The organism is [Empedobacter] haloabium, from assembly GCA_008011715.2.
Lineage (GTDB): Bacteria > Pseudomonadota > Gammaproteobacteria > Burkholderiales > Burkholderiaceae_D > Rugamonas > Rugamonas haloabia.
This window is the reverse complement of sequence record CP136508.1, coordinates 2,930,209-2,946,106: the sequence shown is the minus strand read 5'-3', so window position 1 is coordinate 2,946,106 and position 15,898 is coordinate 2,930,209. Positions and strand designations below refer to the sequence as shown.

The window sequence follows — 15,898 nt, the reverse complement described above, 5'->3', positions numbered from 1 at the left end:
AGTGAAAATGGTCCGGTTCGAAGACCTGGCGCTGTTCGTCCGCACGGCCGCCTGCGGCAGCTTCAGCAAGGCGGCACGCGACGCCGACCTGCTGCCCGGGCAAGTCAGCGCCGCCATCATGCGGCTGGAACGGGACCTGGAAGTGCGCCTGTTCGCCCGCTCCACGCGCAGCCTGCGCCTGACGGACGAGGGCGAGCGCTACCTGCCGTACGCGAAGGAAGTGATCGACCTGCTGCACGCCGGCCGCGACGAGCTGCGCCAGGACGACGAAGCACTGGCGGGCACGCTGTTCATCGCGGCGCCTTCCGACCTGGGGCGCAACGTGCTGCTGCCGCTGCTGGGGCAATTCCGCCGCGCCCACCCGCGCCTGGAACTGCGGCTGCAGCTGTCGGACCAGGTCGCGGACGTGTTCCGCGACCCCGTCGACGTGGCGATCCGCTACGGCACCGACGCCGATGCGAGCTTCGTCGCACTGCCGCTGGCACCTGGCAACCGGCGCGTGCTGGTTGCCTCGCCCGGCTACCTGGAGCAATGCGGCATGCCGGCGTCGCTGGACGACCTGCGCAACCATTCCTGCCTGCTGTGGCAGTTGCATGGCCGGCTGTACGACAAATGGCGTTTTCCCGTCGCCGGCGCGAAAGCCGGCCGCACGGTGCAGGTGCGGGGCGCACTGGCCAGCGACGATGCGGATGTGGTGCGGCGCTGGGCCGTGGCAGGTGAAGGGATCGCCTACAAGTCGTCGATCGACGTGCGTGCCGACGTCGCGGCGGGGCGGCTGGTGGTGCTGCTGCCGGAGCAGCCGGGCGAGCCGGCGCCGCTGCACCTGATTTGCCCGCACCGGCGGCAGTTCTCGCCGGCGGTGCGGCAGTTACACGGCTTCTTGCAGGAGCAGTTGCAAAAATAAACCCGCCGGTGTCAGGCACCGATCTGCGGGTCTCCGACCCGCAGATCGGTGCCTGACACCATGGGTCCAGTCAGAACCCGTGCCGCATCTCGACATGGGCGATGCCAGCCTCGAAGAATTCCTCGCCGGCCTGCTGGAAGCCATGGGCACTGTAGAACGGCGCCGCATGCGTCTGCGCCGACAATGCCACGCCGCGATGGCCGCGGGTCCGGGCCTGCGCCATCAGCCCTTGCAGCAGCGCGCCGCCGACGCCGGTGCCGCGCGCGGACGGCAGCACGGCCATGCGGCCGATATGCCCGTCCGGCAGCAGCCGGCCGGTGCCGACCGGGACCCCGGCGGCATCGTACGCGACCGCGTGCAGGCAGACGGCATCCTTGTCGTCCATCTCCAGTTCGGCCGGTACGTTCTGCTCGCGCACGAATACTTCCGTGCGGATCGCGGCGGCATCGCGGCCCAGGGTCGCCCAGTCGCCGTAACGGATTTCATGTGTTGAGAGCATCGTATGCAAAACCTTCAGGCTAAAGAAACGATTTTGTCACACCTTGCTCCCGAGCGCCATCACCCTTGCGCCACCGCCAGCATCAGGCCAGCTTGACCAGCTGCTTGCCGAAATTGCGCCCCTTGAGCAGGCCAATGAAGGCGTCCGGCGCGGCGGCCAGGCCTTCGGCGACCGACTCGCGGTATTTCAGCTTGCCCTGTGCCACCAGCAGGCCCAGCTCCTGCAGGCCCTGCGGCCACAGCTCCATGTGCTCGCTGACGATGAAGCCGCGCAGCGTGATGCGGTTGGTGAGCAGCTGGCGCACGTTACGCAGCGGGATGTCCTCGCCGTTATAGCCGGCGATCATGCCGCACAGGGCCACGCGCGCGAACGCGTTGGTGCGCGCCAGCGCCGCGTCGAACACCTCGCCGCCGACGTTCTCGAAGATCGCGTCGATGCCGTCCGGCGCCGCCGCCTTCAGGTCGGCGCGCAGGTTGCCGGCCTTGTAGTCGATGCAGGCGTCGAAGCCCAGCTCATCGACCACGTAGTCGCACTTTTCCTTGCCGCCGGCGATGCCGATGGCGCGGCAGCCTTTCAACTTGGCCAGCTGGCCCACCACGCTGCCGACAGCACCGCTGGCGGCCGAGACGCAGATCGTCTCGCCTTCCTTGGCCTGCATGATCTGGGTGAAGCCGTACCACGCCGTCATGCCGGGCATGCCGACGGGGCCCAGGTAGGCCGACAGCGGGATATGGGTGGTGTCGACCTTGCGCATGTCGCTGCCGTCCGAGACCGTCATCTCGGTCCAGCCGCCCATGCCGACGACGAAGTCGCCCTTCTGGTATTTCGGGTGCTTCGACTCGACCACCTGGCCGACGGTACCGCCGATCATGGTCTCGTTCAGCGGCTGCGGCGCGGCATAGCTCTTGGCGTCGCTCATGCGGCCGCGCATGTACGGGTCGAGCGACAGGAAGTGGTTGCGCACCAGGACCTGGCCGTCGGCCAGCGCCGGCACTTCGACGGTCTCGAGGCGGAAGTTGTCGGGGGTGACCTCGGCCGGCGGGCGGGAGGCCAGGACCATGCGTTGGAATGTCGTCATCTTGTTTCTTCCTTATCAGTGGGTCAGGGTCTGTCCCCTTGGGGACTGACCCTGAAGTTTGCATGCCATTTCTACCGAGGGAGCAAACTTCGGGGTCAGTCCCTTGCAGGGACAGACCCCAAGGTTCAGACGGCCGAGACGCCGCCGTCGACGGCGAGGATCTGGCCCGTGATGTGGCGGCCCGCGTCGGAGGCGAACAGCACCACGGCGCCCTTCAGGTCTTCGTCGCTGCCCAGGCGGCCCAGCGGCGCTTCGGCCGTCAGGCGATCGCCCATCGTGGACAGCACGCCGGCGCTCATCTTGGACGGGAAGAAGCCCGGCGCGATGGCGTTGACGTTGATGCCGTGCGCGCCCCATTCGCCCGCCAGCGCGCGCGTGAAGTTGATCACGGCGCCCTTCGAGGTGTTGTAGGCGATCGTCTTCATCGTGCCAGGCGGATTGCCGGCCAGGCCGGCGATCGACGCGATATTGATGATGCGGCCCTGGCCGCGCGGGATCATCGAGCGCTTCGCCACCGCCTGCGACAGCAGGAACACGGAGCGCACGTTCAGGTTCATCACCTTGTCCCAGGCTTCCACCGGCATGTCCTCGGCCGGCGCGCCCCAGCTGGCGCCGGCGTTGTTGACGAGGATGTCGATGTGGCCCAGCTTGTCGATGGCGGCCTGCGCCAGCGCGTCGGCGGCGCCATCCTGGCCCAGGTCGGCGGCGATCGCGTAGGCCGTGATGCCGTTGGCGGCCAAGGTGGCCACGGCGTCATCGAGTTCGTTCTGCTTGCGCGCCGTGACCACCACGGTGGCGCCCTGCTCGCCCAGGGCCAGGGCCATCTGCAGGCCCAGGCCGCGCGAGCCGCCCGTCACCAGGGCCGTCTTGCCCTGCAGGCTGAAAAGTTGTTGCGTCGTTCGTACGGTTGCCATCGTCATGCCTCGTAGTCCATGCACTGGCGGCCTTCGCGCACGGCGGCGAAGAACGGTTTCAGCGCTTCATGTTGGGGGTGCACCTGATAGGCGTCGAGCGCCGCCTTGTCGGCGAATTCGGAATACAGCACCACGTCGTAGGTGGCTTCCAGGCCTGGCGTCGCCAGGCCCACTTCCAGCTTCAGGATGCCCGGCACGATGCCGGCGCAGGCCTCCAGCAGGTCCTTCATCTTGCGCGCGTTGGTGGCGCGGTCGGCGCCCTCCGCCTGCTCCTTCAACTTCCACATCACGATATGCTTGATCAAGCTTTTCCTCCGTGTCAGACGATCAGACGATTTCGAACAGGCCGGCGGCGCCCTGGCCGCCGCCGATGCACATGGTGACGACGACGTACTTGACGCCGCGCCGCTTCCCTTCCAGCAGCGCATGGCCGGTCAGGCGCGCGCCGGAGACGCCATATGGGTGGCCCACGGCGATGGCGCCGCCGTTGACGTTCAGGCGGTCGTGCGGGATGCCCAGCTTGTCCGCGCAGTACAGCACCTGCACGGCGAACGCCTCGTTCAGCTCCCACAGGCCGATGTCGTCCACCGTCAGGCCGGCGCGCTTGAGCAGCTTGGGCACGGCGTAGACCGGGCCGATGCCCATCTCGTCCGGCTCGCAGCCGGCCACGGCGAAGCCGCGGAACACGCCAAGCGGCTGCAGGCCCTTGGCGGCGGCGGCCTGCGCGCTCATGACGATGGCCATCGAGGCGCCGTCGGAGAACTGGCTGGCGTTGCCGGCGCTGATGACGCCACCGGGCAGCGCGGTGCGGATCTTCGCCACGCCTTCCATGGTGGTATCGGCGCGGATGCCTTCGTCGGCCGCGATGGTGACCTCGCGCGTGCCCAGCTTGCCCGTGGCCTTGTCGGCCACGCCCATCACGGTGGTCATCGGCACGATCTCGGCGTCGAACAGGCCGGCCGCCTGCGCGCTGGCGGCGCGCTGCTGGCTGCGCACGCCGTATTCGTCCTGGCGCTCCTTCGAGATTTCATAGCGCTTGGCGACGATTTCCGCGGTCTGCAGCATCGGCATGTAGATCGCCGGCTTGTGCTCCTTCAGCCAGGTCTCGCGCAGCATGTGCATGTTCATCTCCTGCTGTACGCAGGAGATCGACTCGACGCCGCCGGCGGCATAGATGTCGCCTTCGCCGGCGATGACGCGCTGCGCCGCCGTGGCGATGGTCTGCAGGCCGGACGAGCAGAAGCGGTTGATGGTCATGCCCGCCGTGGTCACGGGGCAGCCGGCGCGGATGGCGATCTGGCGGGCGATATTGCCGCCGGTGGCGCCTTCCGGGTTGGCGCAGCCGACCAGCACGTCCTCGATCTCGCCGGGCTCGAGCCCCGCCCGTTCGATGGCCGCGCGCAGCACGTGGCCGCCCAGGGTGGCGCCGTGGGTCATGTTGAACGCGCCTTTCCAGGACTTGGCCAGCCCGGTGCGGGCGGTCGCTACGATGACAGCATCCGTCATGGTTTTGTCTCCCTTGTTGTTGATGTCTCATTCGAGCATAGCACAAGCCGGCTGGATTTAGCACGGTCGTGCGAAATATTCGCGGACAGCGGCCTGTGCAGCGGCCGGCGGCGTAAGTTTCGTGTAAGGCTGGAGCAAGCAAGCCGTAAGTTTCGCGGACCACACTGGGTTCCAGCCGACCAGAGAACCGGGCGCATGACCCGGACGGCCCCCTCGCATCACGCGACTATCAGGAGACAAGACAATGACGATTTCATCTGGCACCGCGGACCCCCGCAACCTGGGCAGCAGGAACCGGGCGACGCCCATGACGAAGGAGGAGCGCAAGGTCATCTTCGCGTCCTCGCTCGGCACCGTGTTCGAGTGGTACGACTTCTACCTGTACGGCGCGCTGGCGTCGATCATCGCCAAGCAGTTCTTCATCGGCGACCCCACCATCACGTTCATCTTCGCGCTGCTGGCGTTCGCCGCCGGCTTCATCGTGCGCCCCTTCGGCGCCATCGTGTTCGGCCGCCTGGGCGACATGATCGGGCGTAAATACACCTTCCTCGTGACGATCCTGATCATGGGCCTGTCCACGTTCATCGTCGGCCTGCTGCCCAGCCATGCCTCGATCGGGGTGGCGGCGCCCATCATCCTTGTCACCTTGCGCATCCTGCAGGGCCTGGCCCTGGGCGGCGAGTACGGCGGCGCCGCCACCTACGTGGCCGAGCACGCGCCGCACGGCAAGCGCGGTTTGTTCACGTCGTGGATCCAGACCACCGCCACCATGGGCCTGTTCATGTCGCTGCTGGTGATCCTGGCGACCCGGCTGGCGGTCGGCGAGGAGGAGTTCGCGGCGTGGGGCTGGCGCATCCCGTTCCTGCTGTCCGTGCTGCTGCTGGGCGTGTCGGTGTGGATCCGGATGTCGATGAACGAATCGCCGGCCTTCGCCAAGATGAAGGCCGAGGGCAAGACCTCGAAGGCGCCGCTGTCGGAAGCCTTCGGCAAGTGGAACAACCTGAAGATCGTCATCCTGGCGCTGGTGGGGTTGACGATGGGCCAGGCGGTGGTCTGGTACACGGGCCAGTTCTATGCGCTGTTCTTCATGCAGCAGACCCTGAAGATCGAGCTGGCCACGGCCAATATCCTGATCGCCATCGCGCTCCTGCTGGCCACGCCGTTCTTCATCTTCTTCGGTGCGCTGTCGGACCGGATCGGGCGCAAGTGGATCATCCTGGGCGGCTGCCTGATCGCCGCGCTGACCTACTTCCCGATCTTCAAGGGCCTGACCCACTACGGCAATCCGGCGCTGGAGGCGGCGCTGCGCAATTCCCCGGTCGTCGTCGTCGCCGATCCGGCCTCGTGCAACTTCCAGTTCAAGCTGACGGGCACGGAGAAATTCCCGTCCTCCTGCGACATCGCCACGGCCGCGCTGTCGTCAGCCTCCGTCAACTACACCCGCCAGGACGCGCCGGCCGGGTCCATCGCCAAGATCCGCGTGGGCGACAAGGAAGTCACGTCGTTCAACGCCGTGATGCAGCCCACCGGCAGCGACTTCGACGCGGCCAGCGCCGAGCGGGAAAAAGCGTTCAAGAAGGAAGTGGGCGCGGCGATCAAGGCGGCCGGCTACCCGGCCAAGGCCGATCCTGACCAGATCAACAAGCCGATGATGGTGCTGCTGCTGTTCGTGCTGGTGCTGTACGTGACGATGGTGTACGGCCCGATCGCCGCGATGCTGGTGGAGATGTTCCCGACCCGGATCCGCTACACGTCGATGTCGCTGCCGTATCACATCGGCAACGGCTGGTTCGGCGGGCTGCTGCCGACGACCGTGTTCGCCCTGGTGGCGTTCAAGGGCGATATCTATTATGGCTTGTGGTATCCGATCGTCGTCGCCCTGATCACGCTGGTGGTCGGGGCGATCTTCATTCGCGAGACCAAGGACCGCGATATCTACGCCGGCGATTGAGGGGTTGGGGTCAGACCCGGCGGGTCTGACCCGGGCCCTTTCGGGCGCCGCCGCGACGGCTGCCGGGCTTGGGGTCTGTCCCCGGTAAGTGATGGCGCGCGGGGCGAATGGCGGCGTATCGAGGGGACTGACCCCGGTTTTCAACCGCGGCTGAAATGACACCAGGGACAGGCTCCGATCCGCAGGATCGGTGCCTGTCCCCTTCGGTCTAGTCAGCGGATCGGATCGTGCGATAAAAACCGGGGTCAGTCCCCTGACACCGCCAACGGTAACCTCATACGTTCACACTTACCGGGGACAGACCCCAGCGGATCACCCGCTATCAGCCGAGGGCGGAGCCGATGATGCGCAGCGAGTAGTCGGTCGCCCGCACGTCCTTGGTCAGCGCACCGATCGAGATGCGGTGCACGCCGGTCTCCGCGATGGCGCGCACCGTGTCGAAGTTGACGCCACCGGAGGCTTCCAGCAGCGCGCGGCCGCGGTTGACCTGGACGGCGGCGCGCATGCTCTCCAGCGTGAAGTTGTCCAGCAGGATCGAGGTCGCCCCCACCGCCAGCGCCTCGTCCAGCTGCTCCAGCGTTTCCACCTCGACCTGGATCGAGACTTGCGCGCCGCCGGCACCGGCCACCCGCTTGGCCGCCGCCAGCGCGGCCGTGATGCCGCCGGCCGCCGCGATATGATTCTCCTTGATCAGGATGCCGTCATACAGCGCCAGGCGCTGGTTCTGGCCGCCGCCGACCCGCACCGCGTATTTCTGCGCCAGGCGCAGGCCGGGCAAGGTCTTGCGCGTATCGAGGATCGCGGCCGTGGTGCCGGCGATCGCGTCCACGTAGCGGCGCGTGGCGGTCGCCACGCCCGACAGCAGCTGCATGAAGTTCAGCGCCGAGCGCTCGGCCGTCAGGATCGCGCGGGCCGGGCCGACGATCGTGCAGACGGGCGAATCGGCCGTCATCACGTCGCCTTCGGCGTAGTGCCACTCGATGCCGATGGCCGGGTCGAGCGCATGCATGATGCCCTCGAACCACGGGGCACCGCACAGCACCGCCTCCTCGCGCACGATCACGCGCGCCGTCGAGCGGGCGCCTTCCGGCACCAGCTGGCCGGTCAGGTCGCCGGTACCGACGTCTTCCAGCAGCGCGGCCAGCAGGTTCGATTCGTAGGCTTGTTTCAGCGCCGCGTCGAACGGCGCAAAGGGATTCAACAACGTACTCATTCTTGTTTTTCTCTCACGCCGGGCCGATGCCCGAGAACAGTTTGGCTTCCTGGGCGAGATCGGCACCCGGCGCCACGCGCGCCTTTTTCGCGGCCGCGAAATCGAGCATGCGGTTGATCGAACGTTGCGCCTGGCGGCCCACCTCGGGGTCGACATGGATCTCGTTGCTCATGTTTTCCAGCACGTCGGCCAGGTTGCGCAGGCCGTTCATCGCCATCCACGGGCAGTGCGCGCAGCTCTTGCAGGTCGCGCTGTTGCCGGCCGTGGGGGCCTCGATGAAGGTCTTGGTCGGCGCCGCGTTCCGCATCTTGTGCAGGATGCCGTTGTCGGTGGCGACGATGAACGTATCGGCCGGCAGCGACACGGCCGCCGCGATCAGCTGCGAGGTCGAGCCGACCACGTCGGCCTGCGCCACCACGTTGGCGGGCGACTCCGGGTGCACCAGCACCTTCGCATGCGGGTACTCGGCCTTCAACAGGTCCAGCTCCACGCCCTTGAACTCGTCGTGCACCAGGCAGGAGCCCTGCCACAACAGCATGTCCGCGCCGGTCTGCTTCTGGATGTAGGAACCCAGGTGCTTGTCCGGCGCCCACAGGATCTTCTTGCCCTGCTCGTGCAGGTGCTGCACGATGTCCAGGCCGATCGACGACGTCACCATCCAGTCGGCGCGCGCCTTCACGGCCGCGCTGGTGTTGGCGTAGACGACCACGGTGCGGTCCGGATGCTGGTCGCAGAACGCCGCGAACTCCTCCGGCGGGCAGCCCAGGTCGAGCGAGCAGGTCGCGTCCAGGTCGGGCATCAGCACGGTCTTTTCCGGGCTCAGGATCTTGGACGTCTCGCCCATGAACTTGACGCCGGCGACGACCAGCGTCTTGGCCGGATGGTCGCGGCCGAAGCGCGCCATCTCCAGCGAATCGGACACGCAGCCGCCGGTTTCCTCGGCCAGGTCCTGCAGGTCGGCGTCGACGTAGTAATGCGCCACCAATACCGCCTCGCGCTCACGCAGCAAGGTGCGGATACGCTCCTTCAGCGCGATCTTCTCGCTGGCCGGCACCGGTGCCGGCGTGCGCGCCCAGGCGTGGGCCACGCAGCTGCCGCCCTGCTGGTTGTCCTCCAGCACGGGCATTTCATACTCGACGGTCTTGATGGGAATGGCTGTGGCGGTCACTAAGGATCTCCTTAATCGATACCCTGGCTGGTCAGATACTCTTCATAGTTGCCGCGGAAGTCGACGACCTCGTTTTCCTTGATCTCGATGATGCGGTTCGCCAGCGACGACACGAACTCGCGGTCGTGCGAGACGAAGATCAGGGTGCCGGCGTACTTGTCCAGCGCGATGTTGAGCGACTCGATCGATTCCATGTCCATGTGGTTGGTCGGCTCGTCCAGCAGCAGCACGTTGTGACGGCCCAGCATCAGCTTGCCATACATCATCCTGCCCTTCTCGCCGCCGGACAGCACGCGCACGGACTTCTTCACCTCGTCGCCGCCGAACAGCAGGCGGCCCAGGATCGAGCGCACGGCCTGGTCGTCGTCGCCCTCTTTCGTCCACATGCCCATCCAGTCGGTCAGGGTGGCGTCGGTGGCGAATTCCTCGGTCGGGTCCTGCGGCATGTAGCCGACGTTGGCGTTTTCCGCCCACTTCACGAAACCGGTGTCCGGCTGCAGCTTGGCGATCTCGCCGGCGATGCAGCGCAGCATGGTGGTTTTACCGGCGCCGTTGGCACCGATGATGGCGATGCGCTCGCCCGCCTCGACCAGCATCGAGAAGTTCTTGAACAGCGTCTTGTCGTAGGTCTTCGAGATCGAATCGACCTCGACGGCCAGGCGGTGCAGCTTCTTCTCGCCCTCGAAGCGCACGAACGGATAGGCACGCGAGGACGGCTTGATGTCCTCCACCTTGATCTTCTCGATCATCTTGGCGCGCGAGGTGGCCTGGCGTGCCTTCGATTTGTTGGCCGAGAAGCGGCGCACGAAGTCCTGCAGCTCGGCGACCTTTTCCTTGGCCTTGGCATTGTTGGCCAGCTGCTGGTTGCGCGCCTGCGTCGAGGCCAGCATGTAGTCGTCGTAGTTGCCCGGATAGATCTTCAGCGTGCCGTAGTCCATGTCGGCCACGTGGGTGCAGACCTGGTTCAGGAAGTGGCGATCGTGCGAGATGATGATCATCGTCGAGTCGCGCTGGTTCAGCACATCTTCCAGCCAGCGGATCGTGTGGATGTCCAGGTTGTTGGTCGGTTCGTCCAGCAGCAGGATGTCGGGATTGGAGAACAGCGCCTGCGCCAGCAGCACGCGCAGCTTCCAGCCCGGCGCCACGGCGCTCATCGGGCCCTGGTGCAGGTCGATCGACACGCCCGCGCCCAGCAGCAGCTCGCCGGCGCGCGCCTCGGCCGTGTAGCCGTCGTACTCGGCCACCTTGCCTTCCAGCTCGGCCGCCTTCATGTAGTCGTCGTCGGTGGCTTCCGGATTGGCGTAGATCGCGTCGCGTTCCTGCATCGCCGCCCACATCTCGGTGTGGCCCATCATGACCACGTCCAGCACGCGCATCTCTTCATATGCGAACTGGTCCTGGCGCAGCTTGCCCAGGCGTTCGTTCACGTCCAGCGAGACATTGCCGGCCGAGGGTTCCAGGTCGCCGCCGAGGATTTTCATGAACGTCGACTTGCCGCAGCCGTTGGCGCCGATCAGGCCATAACGGTTGCCGTCGCCGAACTTGACGGAGATATTCTCGAACAGCGGCTTGGCGCCGAATTGCATGGTGATGTTAGCGGTGGATAGCACTGATGAGCCCTTATGCGTAGATTCAATTAACCGGGCATTTTACCATCCTTCGCGCTCTTCGGCAGCGCTGACAAACACCGGTGACAGGCACCTATCTCGGGGTCGAAGACCCCGAGATAGGTGCCTGTCACCATGGGTCTTCTCAAAGTGTCGGGTAGTCAGACACGGTGAGATCGAAGCCGGTGGAATCCGACACCAGCCGCGCCGTCCCGCCAAACGGCAAGGTGCAGCGGTGCCGCACGTGCCCGAACGGCAGCCCGGTCAGCACCGGCATCGGCAGGGTGGCGCGCAGGTAGGCCAGCATCGTGTCGAAGTCGTAGCCGTTGTCGGTGGGCGCCAGGCGGTAGCCGGAGAAGTCGCCCAGCACCAGCGCGCGCTGGCCGTCCAGCGCGCCCGCATACAGTAGTTGCAGGATCATGCGCTCGACGCGGTACGGGTGCTCGTTGATGTCTTCCAAAAAGAGAATGCCGCCGTCGACCCGCGGCAGGTACGGCGTGCCGACCAGGTGCGCCAGCATGGCCAGGTTGCCGCCCCACAGCGTGCCGGTGACGTCCACCGCCGGATTGCCGGCCGCCTCGCCGCGCACCTGGTGCGTGGGGCCGCGCAGGCAGTCCCAGAACTGGCGCAGGGTGTAGTCGACGGGTTCGTCGCGGATGAAGTCGTCGCACATCATCGGACCGGCGAAGCTCTTCGCGCCGGTGGCGGCCAGCAGGCCGCAGTTGAAGGCGGTGAAGTCGCTGTAGCCGACGAACAGCTTGCCGCTGGCGGCCATCAAGGGAAAATCGATGCGCGGCAGGATGCGTGACATGCCGTACTGGCCGCGCAGCGCGACCACCACCTGCACGTCCGGGTCGCGCGCGGCCGCGTGCAGCTGGGCCAGGCGGTCGTCGTCGGTGCCGGCGAAGCGCTGGTGCTTGCGTGCGCCGTCATAGTAGTTGTGCACCACGCAGCCCTGCTGCTCCAGGCGGGCGATGCCGCGCGCCAGCAGCGCGTCGTCGAGCGCGTAGCCGCCCGGCGCGGCAATGGCGATGCCGATAGTCTCTTTGCTCAAGCTGGCCCCTCGGTTCAATGATGACGGGGCATCTTAACCGCCGTGGCGGCGCCCATCAAGACTGGGCGATGACGCTACCGGTGCGGGCCGCCCGGGCGGCGGCGCGGCGGGCCGCGAAGAATGACCTCAGCAGGTCGCCGCATTCGGCCGCCAGCACGCCGCCGACGGCCCGCGTGTGGTGGTTCAGCTGGGCCGATTCGTACAGGTTGACGACCGAACCGGCCGCGCCGGTTTTCGGATCGCCGGCGCCATACACCACGCGCGCCAGCCGCGCGTGCATCATCGCGCCGGAGCACATCACACAGGGCTCCAGGGTGACATACAGCTCGCAGCCCGGCAGGCGGTAGTTGCCGAGTGCCTGGGCGGCCGCGCGCAGCGCCACGATCTCGGCATGCGCCGTCGGATCGTGGCCCGCGATGGGCTGGTTGAAGCCGGTGGCGATGACGACGCCGTCCTTGACGACGACGGCACCGACCGGCACCTCGCCCAGGTCCCAGGCCTTCTGCGCCTCGGCCAGGGCTGCGCGCATGAACGCCTCCTCGGGCGTGGCCGCGGGCGCCGCGAGCAGCTCGTCGGTCTTCAACGCTCAGCCTTCAACGATTTCCGCCCAGCAGTTCGGCGTCTCGTGCAGCACCAGCTTGTGCAGGTGCAGGCCGGTGCCGTAGCGGTCCTTGAACGCGGCCTTCAGGATGCCGAAGGCGACGGCGGCCAGGTTTTCCACGGTCGGAATGCGGTCGATCACGACCGTCTTGTGGTTCGGCAGGGAGGCCAGGAATTCCTTGACGGCCGTGTCCTTGTCGTACACCAGGAAGGCGTGGTCCCACACGTCGACCAGGTGCTCCTTCGCGATCGCCTTGACGTCGGAGAAGTCCATGATCATGCCGTTGTCGGAATTGCCTTCGGCCGTGATGACCTGGCCGGTCAGCGTGATTTCCAGCGTATAGCGGTGGCCGTGCAGGTTGCGGCACTGGCTCTTGTGGTCGGGGATGCGGTGGCCGGCGTCGAATTCCAGCTTGCGGGTAATGGTCAGCATGAGGGCTCAGTCAGGGGATGTTCAGGAGTTTATGGGTTTGCAGGCTCAGCTTCCATTTCGGATTGGCCTTGCAGGTGTCGATCGCCAGCGTGGTGTTGAACGCGGCCAGCGGCCCGTCCATGGGCTGGACGAAGAAGTTGTCGAACTCCAGGTGCTCGTAGTCGGCCAGGTGCTGGTCCTTCTGCGGAATGACGACTTTCAGTTCGTTACCCTTGGCGACGACCAGTTTTGAGCCGACCTTCGGGCTGACGCAGATCCAGTCGACGCCGGGCGGCACCGCGATGGTGCCGTTGGTTTCGATGGCGATCGTGAAGCCGGCCGCGTGCATGGCGTCGATCAGGGGGCCGTCCAGCTGCAGCAGTGGCTCGCCGCCCGTGAAGACGACATACTTGCTGGCGGCATGCGACGCCGGCCACAGGCTGTCGATGACGGCAGCCAGCTCGCCCGGCGTGGCGAATTTACCACCGCGCTCGCCGTCCGTGCCGACGAAATCGGTGTCGCAGAATTGGCAGATGGCGCCGGCACGGTCGCTTTCGCGCCCCGTCCACAGATTGCAGCCGGCAAACCGGCAGAACACGGCGGGACGGCCGGCATGGGCGCCCTCCCCCTGCAGCGTGTAGAAAATCTCTTTGATACTGTAAGTCACTATGATTCCTGGAAGCGGCCCCATGGCCGGCCGGCGCGTGCCGGCGCCGTGGCATTCGGGGCAACCCTCAATTATAAGCCAAGCGAACCGCGCGTGCGCCGCCGAGTCGATTTGATCCATGCCAAAACCCGTGCCGGATGCTTCGGTTAAGGTCGTCAGAATTGAGATGACCAGAGGCAATAATGAATCTCGGCATGCATGAGGGACCGTTATGTTCGCGCTGCCACGGCACGGCGCTGGCTGGGCTCGCCGCGGCGGCACCCTGCGCGGCCGCCACCCCGGGTGGTGGCACCACCCAGCCCCTGGCCGTGGCCGCGGTGGCGTTGACGGTCGCCTGCGCCGCGGTCGCGTTCACCGCGCTGGCACTGCTGGTATGCTGGCTGCGCGGCCGTACGCTGGCACGGCGCTGTACGCGTCTGGCCCTGGAACTGGGGCGCGAACAGGCGCGCCGGGCGCAAGCCGAGCGTGCCTGGCGCGACAGCCAGGCCCACCTGCGCCGCCTGGCCATCGCCCGCGCCGGAGCGCGCGAGGCCGAGCGCCGCCGCATCGGCCGCGACATCCATGACGACCTGGGCCAGCACCTGCTGGCCCTGCACCTGGACATCGGCAGCCTGCACAACAGCCCGCGCCTGCCCGCCTGGCTGCGCGAACAGACCGGTCTGATCGAACGGCACGTGCGGCTCACCATCCACGCGCTGCGCAACGTCATCAACGACCTGCGCCCCGCCGCGCTGGAGCAGGGCCTGCGCCTGGCCGTGCGGCGCCAGGTGGACGAGTTCGCGCGACTTTCCGGGCTGCGCTGCCAGCTCGACGTCGCCGGGCTGGAGGGCGCCGTCGCCGGGCCGGGCGGCAGTGCGCCGTTTGCCGCCGCGGAAGCGACCCTGTTTCGCCTGCTGCAGGAGGTGCTGTCGAACGTGCTGCGCCATGCGGCGGCCAGCACCGTCCACGTCACGCTGCGGCGCGAGCGCGAGCAACTGCTGCTGGCCGTGCGCGACGATGGCGTCGGGCTGGCACCCGGCTGCGAAACGCGCGGCACCGGCCTGTCCGGCATGATGGACCGGGCCGCCGCCGCAGGCGGCAAGCTGACCCTGGAAAGCCGGCCCGGCGGCGGCACCACCGTATCGATCGTCCTGCCTGCCGGCGGGGCCGCGCACGCTCGCCGCCAGCCTGGCGCCGCTGAGTCACCGCAAGCCGTGTATTGCGAGTAATCAGAGGATGCGTCTGCGCGCAATGCACAATCCACTTTAACCCCGGCAATAATGCGCAGCGCCAACTTCGGCGCGCTGCCGCATGTCCTGCCGACCCGTCCGTCATCACAACAGGAACGCCATGAATATGCATAACGTCCAGCCGCTGCCCGTGCCCGCGCAGGCACCCCGGCGCTACGCCTTCGACGTGCTGGAACTGCTCGTCATTCCCGCTTTTGTCCTGGACGCGCAAGGCCGCGTCAGCATGTGGAACCGGGCCTGCGAACACCTGACGGGGGTGCTCGCGCACGAGGTGCTGGGCACCCGCGACGCCTGGCGCAGCTTCTACCAGCATGCCCGCCCCACGCTGGCCGACCTGGTGTTGCAGCGCCGCACTGGCGAGGTGGCGGCGCTGTACGACGACCACCAGCGCCCTGGCGGCGGCGACGCCAACCTGTCGGCCCAGAGCTGGTGCGACATGCCGCGTTCCGGGCGGCGTCGCTACCTGGCGGCGGACGTCAGCCCGATCCTGGACGGCGATGGCGCTGTCGTCGCCGTGGTGGAGACGCTGCGTGACATGACGGCCGAGAAACAGGCCCAGATCGCCCTGGAACAGCTGGCCACCAAGGATGGCCTGACGGGCCTGGCCAACCGCCGCTGCTTCGACGATACGCTGCACGCGGAATGGCAGCGCGCCCTGCGCCAGGGCCAGCCGCTGTCGTTGCTGATGGTGGACGTGGATAATTTCAAGCAGTACAACGACGCCTACGGCCACGTCGGTGGCGATGCCTGCCTGCAGCGCATCGCCGGCGCCGTGGCCAGCGAAATGCGCACCAACGACCTGGTGGCGCGCTACGGCGGCGAGGAATTCGCCGTGATCCTCCCGAACCAGTCGCTGAAGGGAGCGGCCATCGTGGCCGAACGGATCCGTTGCCGCGTCGAGCGGCTGCAACTGCCGAACCTGGGCGTGGGCAAGCAGTACGTCACCGTCAGCATCGGCGCGGCGACGGCGCTGGCGGCGCCCGACACGGACCCCGCCCACCTGGTCGCCACGGCGGACGCGGCACTGTATCGCGCCAAGCACATGGGCCGCAACCGCATCAGCCTGACGCTGGAAGAAGTGGTCGCGGCCCGCTGA

Annotated in this window: 16 protein-coding genes; 4 read left to right on the top strand and 12 right to left on the bottom strand. The window is 67.1% G+C overall.

Annotation, left to right across the window (positions count from 1 at the left end):
• Positions 1-7: 7 nt before the first annotated feature.
• Complete coding sequence (locus E7V67_012915; GenBank protein WUR15962.1) at positions 8-904, top strand: LysR substrate-binding domain-containing protein; 897 nt, start codon at positions 8-10, stop codon at positions 902-904.
• A gap of 70 nt (positions 905-974) precedes the next feature.
• On the opposite strand, the gene E7V67_012910 is transcribed toward E7V67_012915, so the two are convergent.
• The 5 genes from E7V67_012910 to E7V67_012890 form a co-directional block, all read right to left on the bottom strand.
• On the bottom strand, positions 975-1,403 hold the full coding sequence (locus E7V67_012910; protein WUR15961.1) for a GNAT family N-acetyltransferase: 429 nt from the start codon (positions 1,401-1,403) through the stop codon (positions 975-977).
• An 82-nt stretch (positions 1,404-1,485) separates the two neighbouring features.
• Complete coding sequence (locus tag E7V67_012905) at positions 1,486-2,481, bottom strand: NADP-dependent oxidoreductase (GenBank protein ID WUR15960.1); 996 nt, start codon at positions 2,479-2,481, stop codon at positions 1,486-1,488.
• Positions 2,482-2,606: 125 nt separating this feature from the next.
• Complete coding sequence (locus E7V67_012900; GenBank protein ID WUR15959.1) at positions 2,607-3,395, bottom strand: SDR family oxidoreductase; 789 nt, start codon at positions 3,393-3,395, stop codon at positions 2,607-2,609.
• A 2-nt stretch (positions 3,396-3,397) separates the two neighbouring features.
• Positions 3,398-3,700, bottom strand: a complete 303-nt coding sequence (locus E7V67_012895; protein ID WUR15958.1) for a Dabb family protein — start codon at positions 3,698-3,700, stop codon at positions 3,398-3,400.
• Between the two features lie 22 nt (positions 3,701-3,722).
• Entirely contained in the window at positions 3,723-4,901 is a 1,179-nt protein-coding gene (locus tag E7V67_012890; protein WUR15957.1) for an acetyl-CoA C-acyltransferase, read from the bottom strand.
• 244 nt (positions 4,902-5,145) lie between these two features.
• Here E7V67_012890 and E7V67_012885 point away from each other — a divergent pair, with 244 nt between their 5' ends.
• Entirely contained in the window at positions 5,146-6,852 is a 1,707-nt protein-coding gene (locus E7V67_012885; protein WUR15956.1) for an MFS transporter, read from the top strand.
• A 322-nt stretch (positions 6,853-7,174) separates the two neighbouring features.
• On the opposite strand, the gene nadC is transcribed toward E7V67_012885, so the two are convergent.
• The 7 genes from nadC to queE form a co-directional block, all read right to left on the bottom strand.
• A complete protein-coding gene (gene nadC / locus E7V67_012880; GenBank protein WUR15955.1) occupies positions 7,175-8,065 on the bottom strand; it encodes a carboxylating nicotinate-nucleotide diphosphorylase in 891 nt (296 codons plus the stop codon).
• A 13-nt stretch (positions 8,066-8,078) separates the two neighbouring features.
• A complete protein-coding gene (nadA, locus tag E7V67_012875; GenBank protein ID WUR16273.1) occupies positions 8,079-9,191 on the bottom strand; it encodes a quinolinate synthase NadA in 1,113 nt (370 codons plus the stop codon).
• A gap of 53 nt (positions 9,192-9,244) precedes the next feature.
• Positions 9,245-10,843, bottom strand: a complete 1,599-nt coding sequence (locus E7V67_012870; protein ID WUR15954.1) for an ABC-F family ATPase — start codon at positions 10,841-10,843, stop codon at positions 9,245-9,247.
• Between the two features lie 142 nt (positions 10,844-10,985).
• Positions 10,986-11,894: a muramoyltetrapeptide carboxypeptidase gene (gene ldcA / locus E7V67_012865; GenBank protein WUR15953.1), complete on the bottom strand. Its 909-nt coding sequence runs from the start codon at positions 11,892-11,894 to the stop codon at positions 10,986-10,988.
• A 55-nt stretch (positions 11,895-11,949) separates the two neighbouring features.
• Positions 11,950-12,477 (bottom strand): tRNA adenosine(34) deaminase TadA, encoded by a 528-nt coding sequence (gene tadA / locus E7V67_012860; protein ID WUR15952.1) that lies wholly within the window; start codon positions 12,475-12,477, stop codon positions 11,950-11,952.
• Between the two features lie 3 nt (positions 12,478-12,480).
• Positions 12,481-12,927: a 6-carboxytetrahydropterin synthase QueD gene (queD, locus tag E7V67_012855; GenBank protein ID WUR15951.1), complete on the bottom strand. Its 447-nt coding sequence runs from the start codon at positions 12,925-12,927 to the stop codon at positions 12,481-12,483.
• Between the two features lie 10 nt (positions 12,928-12,937).
• Positions 12,938-13,573, bottom strand: coding sequence for a 7-carboxy-7-deazaguanine synthase (queE, locus tag E7V67_012850; GenBank protein ID WUR15950.1), 636 nt, complete (start codon positions 13,571-13,573; stop codon positions 12,938-12,940).
• 182 nt (positions 13,574-13,755) lie between these two features.
• Between queE and E7V67_012845 the strand changes: the two genes are divergently transcribed.
• Positions 13,756-14,781 carry a sensor histidine kinase gene (locus E7V67_012845; protein WUR15949.1) on the top strand — a complete coding sequence of 342 codons (1,026 nt, stop codon included), beginning with the start codon at positions 13,756-13,758 and terminating at the stop codon, positions 14,779-14,781.
• A gap of 127 nt (positions 14,782-14,908) precedes the next feature.
• Entirely contained in the window at positions 14,909-15,898 is a 990-nt protein-coding gene (locus E7V67_012840; protein ID WUR16272.1) for a sensor domain-containing diguanylate cyclase, read from the top strand.

Coding starts and splice junctions, on each gene's coding strand:
- E7V67_012915 (WUR15962.1), top strand. CDS start 8: ATGGTCCGGTTCGAAGACCTGGCGCTGTTCGTCCGCACGGCCGCCTGC.
- E7V67_012910 (WUR15961.1), bottom strand. CDS start 1,403: ATGCTCTCAACACATGAAATCCGTTACGGCGACTGGGCGACCCTGGGC.
- E7V67_012905 (WUR15960.1), bottom strand. CDS start 2,481: ATGACGACATTCCAACGCATGGTCCTGGCCTCCCGCCCGCCGGCCGAG.
- E7V67_012900 (WUR15959.1), bottom strand. CDS start 3,395: ATGGCAACCGTACGAACGACGCAACAACTTTTCAGCCTGCAGGGCAAG.
- E7V67_012890 (WUR15957.1), bottom strand. CDS start 4,901: ATGACGGATGCTGTCATCGTAGCGACCGCCCGCACCGGGCTGGCCAAG.
- E7V67_012885 (WUR15956.1), top strand. CDS start 5,146: ATGACGATTTCATCTGGCACCGCGGACCCCCGCAACCTGGGCAGCAGG.
- nadC (WUR15955.1), bottom strand. CDS start 8,065: ATGAGTACGTTGTTGAATCCCTTTGCGCCGTTCGACGCGGCGCTGAAA.
- nadA (WUR16273.1), bottom strand. CDS start 9,191: ATGCCCGTGCTGGAGGACAACCAGCAGGGCGGCAGCTGCGTGGCCCAC.
- queD (WUR15951.1), bottom strand. CDS start 12,927: ATGCTGACCATTACCCGCAAGCTGGAATTCGACGCCGGCCACCGCATC.
- E7V67_012845 (WUR15949.1), top strand. CDS start 13,756: ATGAATCTCGGCATGCATGAGGGACCGTTATGTTCGCGCTGCCACGGC.
- E7V67_012840 (WUR16272.1), top strand. CDS start 14,909: ATGCATAACGTCCAGCCGCTGCCCGTGCCCGCGCAGGCACCCCGGCGC.